Here is a 19,057-nt window from a genome sequence, read left to right as displayed (position 1 = left end):
AAAAAGAGGTAACCACAAATATAGCTAAAATTTATCAAAGCTGCCATATTATTTATCATCTCCAAATATACTTCCGTATCGGTGATACTCGTAAGCAATGCTTTGTTCCTTCAGATAATGGAGCATTTCGAGACGTCCTTCCACTAGCGGCTTGTTATTTGCGATATGTTTTCCAAGTTTCGCAGCTTTCAGATATATGGCATCAGACGCCGCCGGAGAACAGATGCGGATACGTTCATAGGTATCCATCTCTTCCACAAACCTGTCTTCGTCCTGCATTTTGATAACGATTCCTAATAAAGTCAGAGCTGCTTTTTCAATAGCCTGCAATTTGCTGTCAGAACCTGATATACTTAATGTAATCGGAGTCTTAGTGGTTGTTGCAGCCAAAAGAATCAGCAAAATATCACAGAGGTTATCATTTTCCTGAACACGCAGACCTATACTCTTAAGCGGCAGGTAACGGAATATATTTTCTTCGCCATAGATATGATTTACATCCCTTTCTAAAGAAAATTCTGTCCCCCAGGCATTTTTGTAGCTTTCCGCTGCATAATTCAAGCGGTTTTTATCTTTATCGGTATCTACCAGATCGCTCAACTGTGATCTGACAGAGGTTGCAGGAACTTCATTCTCTGTAAACTCTACAAAGCAGGACACATAATTAGGTCCTCCGGCTTTGATCCCACCGCCAAAAGCAGAACGTTTCATTCCTCCAAATGGCTGACGGTTTACGATTGCACCCGTAATTCCTCTGTTTATATATAGGTTTCCGGCCTCGATACTGTTCCTCCACAGCAATTGCTCTTCTTCATCCAGACTTTGTAATCCTGCCGTAAGCCCATATTCAGACGAATTGGCAAATTCGATACCCTGCTCCAAATCGTCTATACAAACAACAGACAGTAGTGGAGCGAACAATTCATTCTTAAAGGTAAAACTGGTTGGCTTCACACCCCATTTTACAGTCGGTTTGAGTATATACTTCTTCTCATCGAGAAATTCCGGTGCCACAAGCCACGATTCTCCTTCTTCAAGGTTTTCTATTGCATGCAAGAGTTTATCGTTGTCGTTGGTTATCATCGGCCCCACCATATTCATTGTGTCCCAAACACTACCAGTACGCATACTGGTCACCGCATCCCTCAACTTCGATTTGAAATTTTCATCATTGTATGTCTTCTTATCAAGCAATAAGAGCGAACATGCCGAACATTTTTGTCCTGCATTGCTAAATGCTGAAGACACTATATTTAATATCGCATGATCCTGATCGCCGTTGCCTGTAAGTATGATAGCATTCTTCCCCCCTGTTTCAGCTGAAAGCGGTGTCTTCGGACTGTTTTCCAATAAGCGGAATGCAGTATCCGTCCCACCTGTAAGTATTACGTGCTTGATAGATGGGTGCGCCGTCAGATAGTTCAACGACGAACGGTCGGCGCTGCATACTACCTGCAATGTCTCTTTCGGCACACCTGCATCCCAGAAACATTTAGCAAATTCCCAGGCAATAGGTAAAGCGACAGTAGCGGGCTTCAGTATCACGGCATTCCCCCCTGCCAATGCAGCAGCTACTCCCCCGACAGGGATAGCCAGAGGGAAATTCCAAGGCGGGATAACAAGGATTATGCCTTTTGGTGTATTCTCTACTGTTTTCAGTTCATCGAAATGCGTCATTGTGATGGGATAGAAGCGACAGAAATCGATAGCTTCCGACACCTCCACATCTCCTTCCATAAAGGTCTTGCCAGTAATAGCAGACATACAGCCTATAAGGTCGCCACGTCTGGCACTCAGGTTGTCGGCTACCTGATGAAGTATTTCGTTCCGTCTATTTACAGAGGTCTTTCTCCACTCCGGTTTGTCTTCTCCGGCAATGGCGATTATTTCCTTTATCTGTTCCAATGAGGAAAGATTGGCTTCACAGAAGCAGACCTCATCATTTCGGCTGCGATCGTAATATTTTTTCTTATGCCCGGTTATTTCTTCCCTATCTCCTATCTGCACAGGCACAATGAAGTTCTTGTCATTCACCAGCGTTCCCCATTTGCGAAGCGATTCCAAAGCCCATTCACGATTCTCATGCAAGTCAAGATCGGTATCAGGCTCATTATGGAATACATTGATATCTTTTACCGGAACAGGTTTTTCTTTCCGGTTTTGCGAACGGAACGATTTTGGCTGCACATTGTCTTTCTCTTTATACGCCTCTACAAACTGGTTGGCAAGAAAGTTCCATTGCGGGCTATCCAGTTTCAGATTGAACGAATAGCTAAGGAAATTATCCTTTCCTGTATTTTCATCCAACCGGCGCACCAAATAAGACACAGCATTGAGGAAATGTTCCTTTTTCACAACCGGTGTATATAGTATGATCTGTTTCCCGAAATTACGCATCACACGCGGTAGGTTGTTCGCCATACCTTCCAACATTTCGAAGGTTACGTATTCGGATGTTCCATATTTTTCGCTCAACAAATAAGCATAGGCAATACTGAAAAAGTTGTGGGAAGCTACACCTATGTGCATTGCTTCGGCATTTTCGGGCTGTAAAGCAACATCGAGTATGTGCATATAATTCGCATCTACATCTACTTTGGTAGGTAATACAGGGTTTGTCCATCCTTTCAACGATGAAATAATACTTTCCATTTGCAGATTCGCTCCTTTTACCAGACGCATTTTCAGAGGCGCGCCTCCTTCTGCATAACGTTTCTTTGCAAATTTCAACAAACGTTCCTGAAACAGGCCTGCATCAGGAAGATAAGCCTGTACCACGATGCCCGCATTGTAATTTTTGAACTGCGGCATGCTCAATACTTCTTCGAATACATCGAGGGTAAGCTCAGTATCTTTATATTCTTCCATATCCAGATTTACGAACTTCGGTTTGGTAACACCGTCCTGATCTGTATACGGATAATCTATTGCCTGCTGATATATTGTGGCTACCAGTTTACACAGTTCTTTTTTATTCTGTTCGTAGCTTAACGGATGTATCTGCGCATAAATACCAGATAACTTAATAGAAATATAATTGATATCCGGCTCTTTCAGCGCCTCCAGATAATGCAGGTAGCGATGATTGGCTTCTCCATCTCCAAGCACAACTTCACCCAGCAAATTCACATTCTGCCCTATCTTACTTTTCCATCTGCCGGACAGGTGACCGGTAAGGGCGGGACGTTCTTCCGAAATGATTATTTTATCTGTTTCTTTACGCAGTCTTTCTTTAAACAGGGGAATAGAAATACCATCGAACAGATAGCCGATGCTTGTAAACAGCCTTAGCTGAAAACGGTCGAACGGACTAAAAAAATCAGGCACGCCGTACTCTTCGATTAAGAGCTTCATACGCTTCGCCAACTTCTTATTATCCCTTACCTGAGAAGACTCATCCAACATTTTGGATAACAATGTTTTATTAGCGGGAGTCTGTATAAGTGAAGCATATTTCTTCTGCTCTTTTACTTCCTGCGGAGTTAACTCTTTTTCTGCTTTGTCGAGAAATTGTTTTGCCCATTCGAGGACTTCTGTTGATGTGATTTTTTCCATTAGCGCATTAAGTATTAACTGTATTATTTTTTTGTTCTAAGTTAAAATAAAAGTGTGAAAATAAAGATGATTTGAGACAAAAAAATAACAAGAATCGTTATACTTGCGCACAAGAATTAACAAATAATAAATTCATATTGTTGCCAATACCGGTTATTTTACGAAAGTATGTTATGGTATCTGCATCTTTTATATTATTTAGAGCGATCTATTTACTTTTTGTCAGTCAAACACCCAACAACAAACAACCGATAACAATCTAATATAAAATACCTTACCCCATACGGAACATTAATCAACCCATACTTAACAGATAAAAAATAAATAATTTAAAATATTTTTTCTCCCCATTCGTCATAATTTATAGAGATGCATCTTACTTATAAAAATGAGTATGAAAATAAAAACAAGTACGAAATGTTTAACAGAAGAAACCGTGAAGTCATATCTTTACAAATATTCGAACGAAAATGCACGGGCTGCGAAAATTGTGTGGAAAAATGCCGCCGTAAAGTTATCGGCATGACATACAAAGACGGACACAGTTATGCAACAGTGGAATATCCCGAAAGATGTGCCGGATGCAGGAAGTGTGAGTTTGTATGCCCTTCGGATGCAATAGAATTAATAACAGCATAATAACAGATAATAAATAATAAGATGAATAAGAAAAAGAAGTTTTTAGGTATATTGATATTTATAGCGGTGTTCGCCGCGTCCATAGCCATAGTCATGTTACTTTGGAATATTCTGATACCATCTATCATAGGTTGGACCACAATAAATTACTGGCAGGCCGCAGGCTTGATGATATTGTGCCGTCTCTTGCTCGGAGGATTCGGACGATTTGGGAAAGGTCATTTTTTCAGAGGACGGGGCCATCACGATCATCGCCACTTTCACGACATGAGAGAACGTATGAAAGGCATGTCGCGGGACGAACGTCGCGACTATATCCGCGAACATATGAGAACTGCACATTCCTTCGGAGAACAATTTAAAGAAAACAGAGAAAATTTCCAATCCGGCAATAAGCCTGAATAAGCAAATATGACAACAGACTTGCCACAAGAGCAGGATGCTTCGGGTATTTTCAAAAAATACCGGACACAACTCCGAAATTATATATCCAAACGGGTATTTTCTAAAGAAGACGGGGAAGACATCTTGCAGAATGTCTTCTACCAGCTTTCGAAGATCGACCTGATAGAAAAGCCTATCGAACAGGTTTCGGCATGGCTCTATTCGGTTGCCAATAACCAGATAATAGACCGTAGCCGTAAACACAGGGAAGAGGAGATGAAAACCGTTGTCTCCGACAATGGTGAGGAACTTTTCCTTGCCGAAGTTACAGGATTATTACTCGATGAAGATTCATCTCCTGAGACGGAATATTTACGCTCTCTGGTTTGGGTAGAACTGGAAGCAGCACTAGCCGAACTACCTGTAGAACAACGTGAAGTTTTTGAACTCACCGAACTGGAAGGTTGCTCTTTCAAGGAAATATCCGAAGCAACGGGAATAACGGTCAACACACTTATCTCCCGCAAACGCTATGCAGTATTGCATCTGCGCGAGCGATTAAAAGACCTGTATGACGAGTTACTCTACAGTTAATAATCAACTTTCGTTTTTTCCATCCTTTTAGCTACAACTACCTCCATCTCATTCCTTTTATCTATATATACATCTCTTGCCCACAACAGGTATCTATAAAAAATAAACACATCGATACTGCAATCTACATAAGACTTTACTACTTTTATAAAAAAAGATTATATCCGATGTTACAATTTTCAGTCCCTCCCGTTATCATATTAGTAACAGGATGGATTTAATGTGATAATATTTAACTATGCCTTACTGTTGCTATTATATACATATATAAATAACAATAGGTCTGCGACCTTAAAATGGAATTAGAGAAATTTAAATCGACAGTAATACCCCTACGCGAAAAACTGCAGATTTGCGCAAAAGGTATACTGAGGAATGATATTGACGCGGAAGATGCCGTTCAGGAAACATTCTTGAGGCTATGGAATGTGCGTAGTCAGCTCAGTACGCATCCCAATATTGGAGGCTTCGCAATGCAAACATTGAAAAATATATGTATCGACAGATTAAGAAGTGAACGCTACGATGTCACTATCGACAATGTGGCTCTAAGTACTAATGCCGTTACTCCATATACATATACCGAACAAAACGATAGTGTGACTGTCATTCGAAAAATTATAGACACGTTACCCGAAACCCAGCGGAGAATAATGCTGATGCGTGATGTGGAAGGTTATGAGTTGGACGAAATAGCGGAAATTATGGGAGCCGAGGCCGCCACGGTGAGAGTAAATCTCTCCAGAGCGAGAAAGACGGTTCGGGATAAATTTATAAGTATCAATAAAGCAATATAACAATATGAATGATATTGATCAAATATTAGAAAAATACTTTGACGGAGAAACATCTCTCGAAGAAGAAAAGATACTGCGGCAGTATTTCCGGCAGCCGGAGATTGAAGAGCGGCACAAAATGTATGCGTCCATGTTCAATTTCTTTTCACAGGAACGGAAGGAAGCCGTTATTGAAAAGAAGAAAAAGAAAATGCCTGTATATGCATGGGTGAGCATAGCGGCGAGTATACTGATACTTCTTACCATAAAATCCGTCCATACGGATATGGAAAACGAAACCGCTAAATCCATGTTGTATATCGACGGAAAGAAAATAACGAATATACAAACAATCAATTCCGAAGCGCTGATATCGATAGAGAATGTATCGGAGGTAGATGCCGATGTCATCAATTCGCAGATAGGAATACTGGATTCTTTCACAGAATAAAACGACAGATTATGAAACATAAAACATTTATATTAGCCCTCCTTCTGCTGACAGTCACAATCACGGCTTCGGCTCAGGACGGTCTGAAAATTAAAGACATATTCGACAAATATGGCAAACGCGAAGGTTCTGTATTCCTCCAATTGTCGTCCGATGTCCTTTCACAAGGAAGCAACATCACGTCCTACAAAAGTCTTATTCTGGACGAAAATACCCAGAACAGAATAGATATAGCAGAAGCACTGAAAACCGATACCCGCGGAAAGTTAACAATCTCGGAAGTGAAGAAAGACGGCGTAATAGAATCGGGTTCTTATTATCTGGGAAAAGATAAAACAAATAATAATGAATTTATCCTGTATAAGAATAAAGGACGGAAGATCACTCTTGTTTATCTGAAAGGGAATTTCCCGTCAGGACATCTGGATGCCGAACTTAAAAAGCTGAAAGACCTCTTTATTTATGTCAACAATAAACGTATCAAATTACAATAAACCCTAATATATTATGAAACAACTTATAATTATACTTGTATTTTCCCTATCAGCAATATCGGTCTTTGCCGATGATATAAAACAACCGCAAGATACAATCATCAGAACGGTGGTAACCGAAACTGTTACTGATACCATTACCGGACTGGTGACCACAACCCGTACCGAAACGGAAAAGATAATTCCCACAGTCATCGAACCCGAAAGTTCGGTGATGTATGACGGGTCGTCTTACAATTTCATCTTTTCGTGGAAAAAGAAGAAACGACTCAGTCCGCACTGGACCGGTATAGGGATGGGTTTTATGAATTATGACGATATCCCCAACGGCAGGCTGAAAATGAGTACATCGCATAACTTTACTGTAAATTTAGTCGATTTCCATAAACAGATAAAAAACTCCAATTGGCTATTGGTTAGCGGTATCGGGAGCGAATGGTCACGTTATCATTTCGATGATAATTCTGCGCTCACAAAGAGAAATGGAATCACGGTTTTTGAGCCTGCGCCGGAAGGAGTTAATTATAAAGCGACTCAATTAATTGCTTATTATGTCACTATTCCTCTCTTACTGGAATACCAGACTTCCAATTTTCATATATCGGGGGGCGTCGTAGGCTTCTTAAAATATTACTCCAAATCTCAGGTGAAATTTAAAGATGAAGAAGGTACGCATAAGGTAAGTATGGGACAGGACTTAAATATCCGCCCTATAGATATGAGATTCAGACTTCAGATGGGGATAAACGATGTAGGAGTTTATGCTTATTATGCTCCATTCTCTATGTTTAGTAAAGATAAAGGGCCTGATCTGAAGACATATACCATAGGTGTTATGATTGGTATTTAAGTAATTAAATTTGTAAAGTGATTATTGTTTTAATTTAACGTTCATTTTTTCATTTACATGCAATCAATGATTACTTATGTCTCTTTTGCGTTTTGGGAACTCTGAGGAATATAGCCTTGATTTTTTGTTTGGTTTTGCATCAACACAAAATGAATCGGAGCAAAGGGTAAATCGGCGAAGCCAAATACAAGCTGGCAGGCGCATTACAAAAATAGAACGCTAAATAATTACTGCTGATTCTAAATACTAAATTGGGAGAAAGTTGTACATAAATTATCAGTAGTTGCCGGATACATCTCTGCATTGTCTGAAATAATAAAAGATGAATAACTGAGTTTTAATAAAAAGACCTATATTTGGCGCATAACTAGCAAGTATAAACATGAAATACATCCTGTCATTCAGCTTTTTTATTCTGTTCTCTGTATCACTATTCTCTCAGGCGTATGACCTTACCGGTATGCAAGGATTGAGGAATGAGAAAGGTGAAGTAATGTTGGAATTGAGCGGATATGAGATCTCCATTTCAACTATTAAAGGGCAGATAGATAATGATAAGACACTAAATGCTATTACGAAGAAGTACAATCTGGAAACGATTTTGGCCGAGTATTCCGAACCAGGGACACTGAGAGCAAATAAGATAATAGAATCTGAATCGAAGATAAAAGACCGGCCAAAGGTAAAGCTAAGTCAGGTATGTTATATATTCGAAAAATCAGATAAAGAGGTCGATGTAGTCTCCTTTAATACACTTAATCAACGTGATATCGTATTAGAAGAGGAAGTTATCAGGGTATTTCTTGAGAACGGACTTACATATTATATTTCAGATGAAAGGGCGGCTAATTCGATTTCGTTCGCCGGCCGGGAAATAAACCTCGGTTCGGCATGTAACTGGATGAGCCCGCATAATGTAAATTGTAAAGGCGGACAAATGAGCTGGTCGGAGTTTTCATCATTCGAAAGTGCAAATCTGGATATCAATACACGTATAGATGCCAATATAAATGAGAATATAAGTATACTGGCCGAGGATGACATAGAGGTTGTCTTTGAAGGCCTTCCTTCGCTTGCCCACCGTGTGGTATATAAACAAAAGTCAGGATTTGGACGGAGAACAGACCCGCTGATTGTCTATTATATAGTTCAGGAGGTGAGAGGGAGATATATAAGTTGTGTGTTGAGTAACTACGGATACAACAGGAATGATTATGAGTTGGCCCCCCTTTTGCAGGAAGTGATGAGTATTCCTGTATTACCCGAGTCGGCATACAACCAGTTCGATATACCTCAGTTTGAGGAAAACCATAGGCAAGAGCCTGAAGAGAAAGAGTATCTTGTAAACCTTGTCGAGATCCGTGCCGGAAGCTGGTTTCCAATAGGCAGTTTGAGGAATGCGTATAAAGCAGCTCCATCCATTGGTGCTTATGTGGGTTATCCCATAAAGAAAATAATGGCAGTAGATATCGGTTTTCAGGTAGCTTTTCCTGTAAGCCGGGAGTTCTTCGATTTTTATTACCATAAAGACCCCTATGCTACAAAAGCCGATATAGTTGTAAATGTTAATGCCCGCTTCCGTTATCAACAGGAAGCAGCCAAAAATGTTTATTGGACGACTTATGCCGGAGCCGGAGTCATTTCTGTTCAGACCGATCTGGAGAAAGAGTATTACGATGATGGAGAAAGCAAATGGCATAGCTTTGAAACATTGGATGTTTTTGGCGGTGTGAATATACGGTATAAAAAAGTAGGACTTTATCTCGAATATCATTATACACCGTATTCCATCGGCAATAAGGTAAGGGCGAATTATGGGAATAGCGCAGTGAATCTGGGCGTGGCAGTTTGCTTTTGAAGAAATAATGTGAAATATCTTTGGCCGATATATTTTAACATTCTGTCGATTAGATAATCCTCTTTGTCGATTATCATTGTAACATGTATAATCAGTTCATACTTTTAGATTGTAAACAACTAAAACATGAACATAATGAAAAAGCTGATAATCGCAATAAGTATACTATTTGCAGTAGGGGTATTCAACCCTTTATCTGCTCAGGTAAATATTAATGTAAATGTCAATGTAGATAAGCAGCCGGCTTGGGGGCCTACAGGATATGATTATGCCGGATATTACTATATGCCCGACATCAATGTTTACTATGATATTACGAACGCACTGTTCTATTACCTGACGGGAAGTAAATGGATCTCAGCCCAATACCTGCCGGATAAATACCGCAAATATGATCTGTATAGCATGTATAAGGTTGTAGTAAATGATAAGCAGCCATGGTTGCAGAACAAAGCCCATAAGAAGAATTACTCGCAGTACAAAGGAGATAAAACGCAAGAGCCTATCCGTTACAGCAACAATACTAAGTATAACAACAGCAAGAATAATACTAATAGCTGGGTAAATACCAATCGTTCAGATAGCAGGTCAGGCAATACAGGCAGTAACAGTACTGAGAGCAAAAGCAATAATAACAGGAATAATAAAACACAGGATAATAATAGCCAGAGAAGTCCCGAACGGGCTACCCAACAGAATGGCAGTAACAGAAAGTAGGTAATAAAGATTGTTTTGGTGGAAACGAGACTGTAATATCTACAGTCTCATTTTATTTATTCAGCTTTCTTAGCCTCTTCCCATAGTACATCCATCTCTGACAGGGTCATATCTTTCAGGATTTTCCCCTGCTTTTTTGCTTCCTGTTCTATATAATTAAACCTACGGATAAACTTTTGGTTGGTACGCTCCAATGCGTTATCAGGATTGACTTTATACAGGCGCGCGGCATTAATCAGGCTGAAAAACATGTCTCCAAACTCTGCTTCGGTCTTATCAGCGTCCATACTCGATATTTCGTCTTTCAGTTCGGTAAGCTCTTCCGAAACCTTTTCCCAAACGTCTTCCTTCTTTTTCCAGTCAAATCCGGCATTACGAGCTTTGTCCTGTATGCGGTGAGCTTTAGCGATTGATGGCAGGGAGGCTGGTACTCCTTCGAGGATAGTTTTGTTCCCGCCTTTTTCTTTCAGTTTGAGTTGCTCCCACGATTTCTCTACGTCACCAGCTGTTTTGGCAGCATCATCTCCAAATACATGGGGATGGCGGAATATGAGTTTATCGCATAGGGCATTGCATACATCGGCAACGTCGTACACCTCTTTCTCTTCTCCTATTTTGGCATAGAATACAACGTGCAGAAGCACATCTCCCAATTCTTTTTTAATCTCGTTATCATTATTTTTGATGATAGCCTCACAAAGTTCGTATACTTCCTCGATTGTGTTTGTACGTAGACTTTCATTTGTCTGCTTGGCATCCCATGGACATTTTACCCGCAGTTCGTCCATGATGTCGAGAAGCCTGCCAAATGCTTCCAGCTTTTGTTCTTTTGTATGCATCGTCGCTTATATTATTTAGCGAAAAAGCAGATTCTTTCAAACCTGCCTTTTCTTCTTTATTTTGTTTCCTCTTTTATTTTCTTGAAGTTATCCAATCCTGTATTCAGGAACTTAATGTATTCAGGCACATCTTCATTATATGCGTATGAAGGGCCGATAGGCTTACCCGCATGATCAAGCAATACATAGTACGGTTGAGAATTAGTACCGAATTTATGCCGTTGCAGGTAACTCCATTTATCTCCAATGGTTTTTAGCTTGGTCGTTTTTCCGTTCTCTTCCACTTCTATTACCTCCGGCAGTTTCTTTTTGTCGTCTACCATGAGTGTTATCAGCACATAATCTTTTTCGAGAAGATCTTTCACACGGGCATCTGTCCATACCGAGGCCTCCATCTTACGACAGTTTACACACCCGTAACCGGAAAAGTCTATCATCACCGGTTTGTTGTTTTTGCGCGCATAATCCATACCCGCTTCATAGTCGTCAAACTTGGCATGCACCTCTCCCTTATACAGGTTGAAATCCTGAGTGAATAACGGGGGAGAGAAAGCACTTATTGATTTTAATGGTGCACCCCACAAGCCCGGTATCATATAGATAGCAAATGCAAATGAGATGATAGCTAAAAAGAGGCGGGGCACAGATACATGCTTCAGGTCGCTATCGTGCGGTAATTTAAGCTTGCCCAACAGATAAACGCCTAGTAATGCAAAAATAGCAATCCACAATACAAGGAATACTTCGCGGTCGAGAATTCCCCATCCGTAAGCCAAATCGGCTACAGAGAAGAATTTCAAGGCTAAAGCCAACTCCAGAAAACCTAGTACCACCTTTACGGAGTTGAGCCAGCCTCCCGATTTAGGCATGCTTTCGAGCCATGACGGAAATATGGCAAATAATGAGAATGGTATAGCCAGAGCCAATGCAAAGCCGGACATTCCTATGGCAGGGGCGACAATAGAACCCGAACCGGCAGCCTGTACAAGCAATGTCCCGATGATAGGCCCTGTACAAGAGAATGAAACTAAAGCCAGTGTGAATGCCATAAAAAAGATACTGATAATACCTGTGGTAGAATCGGCTTTCTGATCCATCTTATTTGTCCAGGAAGAAGGTAAAACCAACTCGAATGCTCCGAAAAATGATATGGCGAAAACAACTAATAAGGCAAAGAATATGAGATTGAAGATAGCGCTGGTTGCCAGATCATTCAAAGCACTTGCTCCGAATATAGCTGTGATAAGTAGTCCTAATGCAACATATATAATGATGATGCCTAAGCCATAAGTCATAGCATCCTTAATAGCTTTACCTTTATTCTTTTTATTCCGTTTCAGAAAAAAACTTACAGTCATAGGTATCATCGGCCACACACAAGGAGTAAGTAAGGCCACAAGCCCACCACCAAAACCTCCGAGAAATATCCAGAACAAGGACTGGTCGGAAGTGTCTCCGGCTGCTCCATAAGCTTTCACTTCTTCTATTACAGGTTTCCAAAGGTCGCTGCTGCTGGCCGGCGTAGTTGAAGTTTGGCTCAATGTATCTGATGAAGCCGTGTCTACGGACGAGGCTTCGTCTGTAGTATCCGCAGATGTTCCGCTGGCGGGAACCAGTGTCGCCGGCAAATCTTTGGATTTGAAGCTCAGGTCTATCTTTATAGGAATACATTGTCCGTCTACTTCGCTACATACCTGTGAACGCAAATCACCTTCTAGTACGAATGCAGCTTTGTCGGTTACTTTCAGGCGTTGAACGAATGTGGCCTGATTTTCGTAATAGCCGATTTCCATCTGGAATATTTCGTCGTAACTCTTTTTCAATTTTGAGTTGACAGCTTTAAACTCACCTACTTTAGTCGCTCCTTTCAGGTTGTCTATAGCCAGACTGGTTGGCATAGGACCTCCTTCAGGGATATGGATATCATAAAGGTGCCACGTAGGATCTATCTTAAAGTTTGCGGTTAATTCCACTTCACCGTTTCCTTTATCTACTAGCTTTACTGTCCATGTTGCCGGATCCTGGGCATATATTCCAATTGTGGATATAACTGATAAAATCAGAAATAATAATGTTTTTTTCATAAACAACATCTATATCGATGGTTATTATATTATTTATAAGAATGACAAAGTTAAAAAAAAGAGTGCACAATAACAGAATGACAATCTCTTTTTTAGATTATTTGGGTAATATACTTTAAATTGTTCTTGTAAGAATATATTTTCCCTATAATAATGCCTTCATGGCAAGGACGACAGCCTGTAAATCCGGTACGGATAAATGACAAGAGAATCGCTCAAAACAAGTATGTCTTTAGAGCGATTCTCGAAATATTACAATTTATTATTAGCTTACGTTATTTCTTCAAATCATTATTTAATATTCGACTTTCCGGCCTTTCTCGTCATATACATTTATTGTACTTTTATATGTATAAGCAGACTGTCCGATTTTGTTTTCGTTTGCACTCTTGGTCCCGGAAGGCACATCACCCGAATAAACCTCGATAGATATATCAAATAAATGGTTACGAATAGGCCTTGGCAGGTTAGTAGAAAATTCCTGCATAGTAGATGTTCCATTCATGTAGGTATAAATATATAATTTAGGAACATTATCGGCTTCGTAAACATAAGTTGTCTGCGTATATACATGAGCTCCGTTATCTACAAGAGCAATAGGGGCGGCATATGTGAAATAATCTGCGGCTGCGAGATTATTTTCGGTCCTGCCAATAACATATGTGTATTTAGCAGCATTCTGTATCAGAAAACTATTATTTGTACTTAATGTCGGGTTTTCCGGGAAAGTAACGTTTATTCTTATTTTTGCACAAGACCTTATTAAATTGACTATTGCCGGACTGTTAGTCCCATCATTAAAATTGAAATCGAGGGTAGAACCATACATGCAAAATCCATTTTCGGGAACCAGATTGTTTGTCTTGTTTACAGCCGGAGTTGTGAGAGCTTTCAGGTCATCGAGTGTTGACACAGAATTGAGGGCACTTACATTATCATAATTGGCAACAATATAGATATCTTTTGTAAGTACCGCAGCCGGGTCTAATGGCAAAGTTATCAATTTGTAATCATCGACAGAGGAGAACCCTGAATATACATACTTATATGCAATCACATTTGATGATGGTTCTGTGAAAAATACACTGAGATTTTTCACAGTTTGTTCACTTAACAGATTATCCTCATCCACAACTTTGGTGCTAAACCCTGTTTGCTGTACAAGTTTTATTGATACGCTTTTGGGCTTATTTTCCGAATAGCCGTCCGTATCTTCGCTGCAACTTGAATATAAAAGCAGCAACATTACCGATAATATGTAATAATATATTTTATGCATATCTATTTTATTCTACAACCCTTACACAACGAGACACTGTACTACTAAAATCATATCTCTGAAACTCCTGATAAAGAACTTTTTCTTTATTTCCAGGAATGCTGAGATCCAGATAGCCCGGATACCAATATGCTTTAACTTGAACTACTACTTCACTGTAATACCATTTTAAACCACTATTGTTTGGTGAGCTTGAGTAAGGCCATCCACCGGGATAGTCAGACTCCCTCAGCAAGAGATCGCCTGGTGTGAAAAAGCGGTCTATAACGTCTAGTTTTACATCGCCCAGATTGTCTTTACCATTATCAGAAAGTACTATACCGGACAGATCTATACCCGTTAAGTTTTGCAATAGAGCTTGTGCTTCCTGCCTGAAAGGTAAGGGGTAAAATGGCAGATTGTTATTTACACCTTCCCATGTATTTGATTGCCATATCCGGTATGTCTGATCGAATAAGGCGAGGAAAGACATAAGTTCACATGAATTAATCAGTCGCCAGCCTGGGCCGTATTTCTTTTCGCAATAATAAGGAGGTTTTCCTTTTGTTATTGATGGCCCTTGTATAACGGGATCCCAATAATTAACCACATCGCCGTATGCACCCTGTAATCCTTGAGGCAAAATTTCCTCTCTGTTCAGTATTTCAATCTTACTCGAACCTTCGCACAAAACAGGAATGATAATAACACTCGAATCGGTAGGGGTTACAGGAGGGACAACAATTGTCTTATCCCCTTGAAAAACATACCGGTATTCATCCTTATTCCATGGCTCAATATATGCTTTAATCTGGATGCCGCCCTGAGCGTTGATGTAAGCATTGACTATATAGTGATAATTGCGTATTACACTATTTGAAGATATGGATGGGATATTACGTCTTTGTAAGGCAACTCCGGTTTTACTATTGTCAGTTTCTATCGGAAAAACTTTATTATTGATATGCAATTCTGTAAAATCAGTACCGTTTTCCTGAATAAGGAATTCTGGTATAAAAAATGTAACAGCCCCGATACTATCATTATCATAATTGAGACCGGAAATATCAGCCAGCTTTGATGCCGTTGTTTGTCCGCTGTAGTAATTATCTACAGGAGGAACAGACAGGTTTGCCGCTACGTTTGACAACTGAACAGAAGTAATTGTATTAGCAGGGATAGTACTTCCGGCAACTTTTTTTCTGAAGATGACGTCGACTTTAGCCAGAGGCCTTATCAACTCAACCTTTCCTGTAGGAACTGCCAATGGAACCGGATTTTCCTCCGTACCACCACTTGTAACCGAAATATTATTATATATGGCAGACATGACAAAGCGTCCGTTACTGCCCGTTTCGCTCGGAATGAAATCCGGATTGTATTGTAAATTGCGGAATCTGGCATCTGTAGAAAATTGTGATTTATCTCCAATAGCCATGAGTGCCGATACAAAATCGGTAGAGTAAACAGACTCATTTGCTATAAAGTAAAAATCATAATTCCCGGGACGTATGACAACACTTTTACTGCTATTGGCAAAGCCATTCGGGAAATATAATTTTTGGTTGAAAACAACCTTTCCATCAGATGTATTAAATACAATCATCCGAAGTTCGTCGACTCGATCTTCCCATTTAAGTTTATCTTCATTTATGCTAGAGGATGCAGCTTTTAACGACAGCGAAATGATGGCTTCGTCTTTATTATCCGAGCCCTTTCCCTGATCATCATTGCTACAACTTGTAACAAGAAATAAGGCAGAAGAAAGAATAGCAAAATATCCTATCTTTTTTATTATGTTACTAACCAGTCTCATTTTATCTTAATTCTTATAATTACATATCAGTATCATAGCTATGTACCAGCCAGTTGTTTACCCATATTTCCATGATGGTATATGTTCCGCAGCTACATTGGTCTTTAGTCGTGAATCTGATAGTAAAATCGTGGTCGCAAGACAAATTTACATCCGGGTTCTTTAACAACAGAGTGCCTAGCAGACTACCTCTGTATAACTCAGTCCCGTTTATCTTGCTTTTTATTACTATATTGTTATTATGTCCTGTTTCAAGTTTAAGGAGAGTAAAGCGGGCTTCCATAACCCCAGCTCTTACTACATGTTCTGCGGAATGTTCTATCACTTCGTCGGGAGCAATACTTCCGTTTACATTCATAGAACCATTATCCGATTCTATCTCAATTTCATATTCATCAGCTCTTAAGAGACCTTCGACCGAAATTGTTATACGATTGGTAATTTCCTGCATATTAATAGCAGTATTTTCAAAGATTGTCTCTGAATTATCTGCTTGCGGCACATATACTGCAGGGCTTTCTCCATAATAGACACTTGTACCATCAATACTGGAAGCCTGTTGTGCAGCTCGTTTTAAGCGAAAAAGGAGATCATTCTTTGTTGTTGATCCTATTTTAAGAGTTGAGATATCATAATGGTCTGCGTCGAGCCCTGACCATGCTATAACTGTATAAAGACCACTTTCAGTTTCTATGGTTTGACGAAAGTCTTTTTGTAATTTCGTATCATTTGCCTGCCTGGAAGAAACCAATATACCATTCTTATCAAATACACCCATCGTGATATTCTTTATTTGTTCGGGATAGCTGGCATCAATATCACATGATGTTTTAGAATAAAAGGTTACATTTATTCCTTGCACACAATCTTTGTAATCATCTTTGATACATCCCGACAAAAGTGATAGGATAATCACGCTTATCAATAGAATTGGTTTACTACTTAAATTCATTTTTTATTTTAATTAGCAGTACAAGTTTGTAATTATATCCTTTGGGGCATGTTAGTCCCCAAAGGATATTGGGAATATTATTTATTATAACTCTATATCATAAGAGTGTACGGTCCAGTTCAGAACAGATATGTCTACAGACATGTGGGTTTCTTCAGGAGAAAGCGGATCTATCGGATCAATCGGTGGTTCCGGTTCGTCTGGATTACCTGGCTTAGGATCCGGATTGTCTGGTTTAGGATCCAGCGGGTTCCAGTTATAACCTATTTTCTTGAATGCAGTAATATTTATATGATAAACATTATTTCTCACAACAGGAGAGTTCATAGGTTTTGATAAATCATCAGGGTTGAGCCATGCGTACTGAAGCATTTTACCACCTTCATACAAGGCAACTTTCTGGTTTTGTACAGCTGCTTGTGCTGCTTCTTTGCTGGAATATATTTTCCCATCGGTTCCTCCTACATAGAATGTGCCATTGGTAAGAGTTCCTCCGTCAGCAATAGCAGATGCTTCCGGTGTAAATTTAGCTTTTACGAGTACATAAGCTGTATTCCCTTTTTTATACTGGGATGTTTTTACATCTCCTTCTGTGTGTGTATTTTCAAACAAGAATTTACCAGCGAGTGATTTATAGCCATCGGCAGCTGTCGGTTTTGCAGGAACGGCTGTCGGTGTTGACAAATCCGAATAGTCATAATACTTAGTTGCTTCTGTGGCGTAATCACCCAGAGCAGGAACATAAGAAGTACCCCATGTCAGATAATCAGGTTGACTTGTAAAATAGACTTGATTAGTACCTTGTGCTACAGAATAAGTCACATTAGATACAGTTCCTATTTTCACATTGTTTTCATCTACCATATCGGCAGCAGCAGTTGAAGTTACTATTACCCGTGAAGCAATACGCGTTGCCTGTACCTTGATCCTATTAGCACCATTTGATACAGCCTGCGCTGTGATATCCGGTGCAATAAATAAATGTAGAAGCACTCTTGCCGGTCATCATAATAACATCATAGTCAACATTATCTTCTCTTACGATCTTGGCCAGACCTTGTATAGCTACCAGGTCATTATCAAGAGGGGCAGTTGTTCTTAACGGCTCAGGGCTATTGATCACAACATATAGGACTTTGCTTCCTGATGTAGTTCTGAACGGTTGGCTAGGAGAAACTACAGTACCGGTAGAGGATAGATCGGAACCGGAAAACCTTTTTGCTTCTACTGTCTTATCAGCACCTATCATATAAACATCAAGCGTTATTACGCCGTCCATTCCTTCATAATCACCATCGGGATTGTAGTCTCCGGGAAGAGCTTTTGTTGTCCCATTAGGGAGGGAAACGGCTAAATTTACATAGGTGGGTGTGCCTTGGGGCTCGCCTCCATTTGCATCATCAATATCATCACTGCTACAGGCTATAAAGCCAAGCGCTATGAAAGATGCCAAAAAATACTTTTTAAGATTCATAACACGATTTAATTAATTAATTACCAAATATTTATTATTTGTCATTTATTCAAAATATAATTTGAGAATACTTACATTTGCGCACAAGACTATCACCTTCATTGCTGAATATATCATCTGGATCCGTGAGATATATTTGCAATAAAAAAATGGTTCTTTATTACGTTCTATGATTTTATTTTAAAACCGGAGTTTTTAAGTTTTTACACTCTAATTCATTTATAATCTACTACTTTTCGTTTTATGCAGTTGTTCTCTTTTTTACTATAACGCTAGAGTTTCTGAAAAGTTTTTAATTACGATATTTTATTACGGC

General features: G+C 39.6%; 17 protein-coding genes. 9 read left to right on the top strand and 8 right to left on the bottom strand.

All coding sequences use genetic code 11. The features are described from left to right. Window positions 1–48: 48 nt before the first annotated feature. Entirely contained in the window at window positions 49–3,555 is a 3,507-nt protein-coding gene (locus tag QZL88_RS15305) for a bifunctional proline dehydrogenase/L-glutamate gamma-semialdehyde dehydrogenase (protein WP_296942498.1), read from the bottom strand. Window positions 3,556–3,972: 417 nt separating this feature from the next. Between QZL88_RS15305 and QZL88_RS15300 the strand changes: the two genes are divergently transcribed. From QZL88_RS15300 to QZL88_RS15260, 9 genes are all read left to right on the top strand, one after another. Next, window positions 3,973–4,194, top strand: a complete 222-nt coding sequence (locus QZL88_RS15300; protein WP_296942495.1) for a 4Fe-4S binding protein — start codon at window positions 3,973–3,975, stop codon at window positions 4,192–4,194. 21 nt (window positions 4,195–4,215) lie between these two features. Continuing rightward, complete coding sequence (locus tag QZL88_RS15295) at window positions 4,216–4,599, top strand: hypothetical protein (RefSeq protein ID WP_296942493.1); 384 nt, start codon at window positions 4,216–4,218, stop codon at window positions 4,597–4,599. Between the two features lie 6 nt (window positions 4,600–4,605). Then, window positions 4,606–5,172, top strand: a complete 567-nt coding sequence (locus QZL88_RS15290) for an RNA polymerase sigma factor (RefSeq protein ID WP_296942491.1) — start codon at window positions 4,606–4,608, stop codon at window positions 5,170–5,172. Window positions 5,173–5,468: 296 nt separating this feature from the next. Beyond that, a complete protein-coding gene (locus tag QZL88_RS15285) occupies window positions 5,469–5,969 on the top strand; it encodes a sigma-70 family RNA polymerase sigma factor (RefSeq protein ID WP_296942489.1) in 501 nt (166 codons plus the stop codon). A 4-nt stretch (window positions 5,970–5,973) separates the two neighbouring features. Next, window positions 5,974–6,399, top strand: a complete 426-nt coding sequence (locus QZL88_RS15280) for a hypothetical protein (RefSeq protein WP_296942487.1) — start codon at window positions 5,974–5,976, stop codon at window positions 6,397–6,399. Between the two features lie 11 nt (window positions 6,400–6,410). Next, window positions 6,411–6,893 (top strand): hypothetical protein, encoded by a 483-nt coding sequence (locus QZL88_RS15275; RefSeq protein WP_296942485.1) that lies wholly within the window; start codon window positions 6,411–6,413, stop codon window positions 6,891–6,893. Window positions 6,894–6,906: 13 nt separating this feature from the next. After that, the gene (locus QZL88_RS15270) at window positions 6,907–7,743 is read left to right on the top strand and encodes a hypothetical protein (RefSeq protein ID WP_296942483.1); all 837 of its coding nucleotides are present in this window, start codon (window positions 6,907–6,909) and stop codon (window positions 7,741–7,743) included. A 382-nt stretch (window positions 7,744–8,125) separates the two neighbouring features. Beyond that, the gene (locus tag QZL88_RS15265; RefSeq protein WP_296942481.1) at window positions 8,126–9,601 is read left to right on the top strand and encodes a hypothetical protein; all 1,476 of its coding nucleotides are present in this window, start codon (window positions 8,126–8,128) and stop codon (window positions 9,599–9,601) included. A gap of 135 nt (window positions 9,602–9,736) precedes the next feature. Then, window positions 9,737–10,318: a hypothetical protein gene (locus QZL88_RS15260; RefSeq protein ID WP_296942479.1), complete on the top strand. Its 582-nt coding sequence runs from the start codon at window positions 9,737–9,739 to the stop codon at window positions 10,316–10,318. A 56-nt stretch (window positions 10,319–10,374) separates the two neighbouring features. Here the strand turns inward: QZL88_RS15260 and mazG are convergent, their stop codons facing one another. From mazG to QZL88_RS15225, 7 genes are all read right to left on the bottom strand, one after another. After that, window positions 10,375–11,157, bottom strand: coding sequence for a nucleoside triphosphate pyrophosphohydrolase (gene mazG / locus QZL88_RS15255; RefSeq protein ID WP_296942477.1), 783 nt, complete (start codon window positions 11,155–11,157; stop codon window positions 10,375–10,377). Window positions 11,158–11,213: 56 nt separating this feature from the next. Then, a complete protein-coding gene (locus tag QZL88_RS15250; protein ID WP_296942475.1) occupies window positions 11,214–13,241 on the bottom strand; it encodes a cytochrome c biogenesis protein CcdA in 2,028 nt (675 codons plus the stop codon). 295 nt (window positions 13,242–13,536) lie between these two features. Next, entirely contained in the window at window positions 13,537–14,520 is a 984-nt protein-coding gene (locus QZL88_RS15245; protein ID WP_296942473.1) for a hypothetical protein, read from the bottom strand. A gap of 7 nt (window positions 14,521–14,527) precedes the next feature. Next, window positions 14,528–16,315, bottom strand: a complete 1,788-nt coding sequence (locus QZL88_RS15240) for a fimbrial protein (RefSeq protein WP_296942471.1) — start codon at window positions 16,313–16,315, stop codon at window positions 14,528–14,530. Window positions 16,316–16,334: 19 nt separating this feature from the next. Next, entirely contained in the window at window positions 16,335–17,267 is a 933-nt protein-coding gene (locus QZL88_RS15235; protein WP_296942469.1) for a FimB/Mfa2 family fimbrial subunit, read from the bottom strand. Between the two features lie 84 nt (window positions 17,268–17,351). Continuing rightward, on the bottom strand, window positions 17,352–18,260 hold the full coding sequence (locus QZL88_RS15230) for an Mfa1 family fimbria major subunit (protein WP_296942467.1): 909 nt from the start codon (window positions 18,258–18,260) through the stop codon (window positions 17,352–17,354). Beyond that, a complete protein-coding gene (locus QZL88_RS15225) occupies window positions 18,199–18,741 on the bottom strand; it encodes a hypothetical protein (protein WP_296942465.1) in 543 nt (180 codons plus the stop codon). Before QZL88_RS15225 ends, QZL88_RS15230 begins: the two co-directional genes overlap by 62 nt. Between the last annotated feature and the right edge of the window lie 316 nt (window positions 18,742–19,057).

Origin of the sequence: uncultured Dysgonomonas sp., assembly GCF_900079725.1 — a bacterium.
Lineage (GTDB): Bacteria > Bacteroidota > Bacteroidia > Bacteroidales > Dysgonomonadaceae > Dysgonomonas.
The sequence above is the reverse complement of the archived record's forward strand: the minus strand, read 5'-3'. Positions and strand labels throughout refer to the sequence as shown.

What these genes read in the sequence shown, in the direction of transcription:
- QZL88_RS15240 (WP_296942471.1), bottom strand. Translation starts at nt 16,315, where the DNA reads ATGAGACTGGTTAGTAACATAATAAAAAAGATAGGATATTTTGCTATT.
- QZL88_RS15235 (WP_296942469.1), bottom strand. Translation starts at nt 17,267, where the DNA reads ATGAATTTAAGTAGTAAACCAATTCTATTGATAAGCGTGATTATCCTA.
- QZL88_RS15250 (WP_296942475.1), bottom strand. Translation starts at nt 13,241, where the DNA reads ATGAAAAAAACATTATTATTTCTGATTTTATCAGTTATATCCACAATT.
- QZL88_RS15260 (WP_296942479.1), top strand. Translation starts at nt 9,737, where the DNA reads ATGAAAAAGCTGATAATCGCAATAAGTATACTATTTGCAGTAGGGGTA.
- QZL88_RS15285 (WP_296942489.1), top strand. Translation starts at nt 5,469, where the DNA reads ATGGAATTAGAGAAATTTAAATCGACAGTAATACCCCTACGCGAAAAA.
- QZL88_RS15300 (WP_296942495.1), top strand. Translation starts at nt 3,973, where the DNA reads ATGTTTAACAGAAGAAACCGTGAAGTCATATCTTTACAAATATTCGAA.
- QZL88_RS15225 (WP_296942465.1), bottom strand. Translation starts at nt 18,741, where the DNA reads ATGAATCTTAAAAAGTATTTTTTGGCATCTTTCATAGCGCTTGGCTTT.
- QZL88_RS15280 (WP_296942487.1), top strand. Translation starts at nt 5,974, where the DNA reads ATGAATGATATTGATCAAATATTAGAAAAATACTTTGACGGAGAAACA.
- QZL88_RS15270 (WP_296942483.1), top strand. Translation starts at nt 6,907, where the DNA reads ATGAAACAACTTATAATTATACTTGTATTTTCCCTATCAGCAATATCG.
- QZL88_RS15295 (WP_296942493.1), top strand. Translation starts at nt 4,216, where the DNA reads ATGAATAAGAAAAAGAAGTTTTTAGGTATATTGATATTTATAGCGGTG.
- QZL88_RS15305 (WP_296942498.1), bottom strand. Translation starts at nt 3,555, where the DNA reads ATGGAAAAAATCACATCAACAGAAGTCCTCGAATGGGCAAAACAATTT.
- mazG (WP_296942477.1), bottom strand. Translation starts at nt 11,157, where the DNA reads ATGCATACAAAAGAACAAAAGCTGGAAGCATTTGGCAGGCTTCTCGAC.
- QZL88_RS15290 (WP_296942491.1), top strand. Translation starts at nt 4,606, where the DNA reads ATGACAACAGACTTGCCACAAGAGCAGGATGCTTCGGGTATTTTCAAA.
- QZL88_RS15245 (WP_296942473.1), bottom strand. Translation starts at nt 14,520, where the DNA reads ATGCATAAAATATATTATTACATATTATCGGTAATGTTGCTGCTTTTA.
- QZL88_RS15275 (WP_296942485.1), top strand. Translation starts at nt 6,411, where the DNA reads ATGAAACATAAAACATTTATATTAGCCCTCCTTCTGCTGACAGTCACA.
- QZL88_RS15265 (WP_296942481.1), top strand. Translation starts at nt 8,126, where the DNA reads ATGAAATACATCCTGTCATTCAGCTTTTTTATTCTGTTCTCTGTATCA.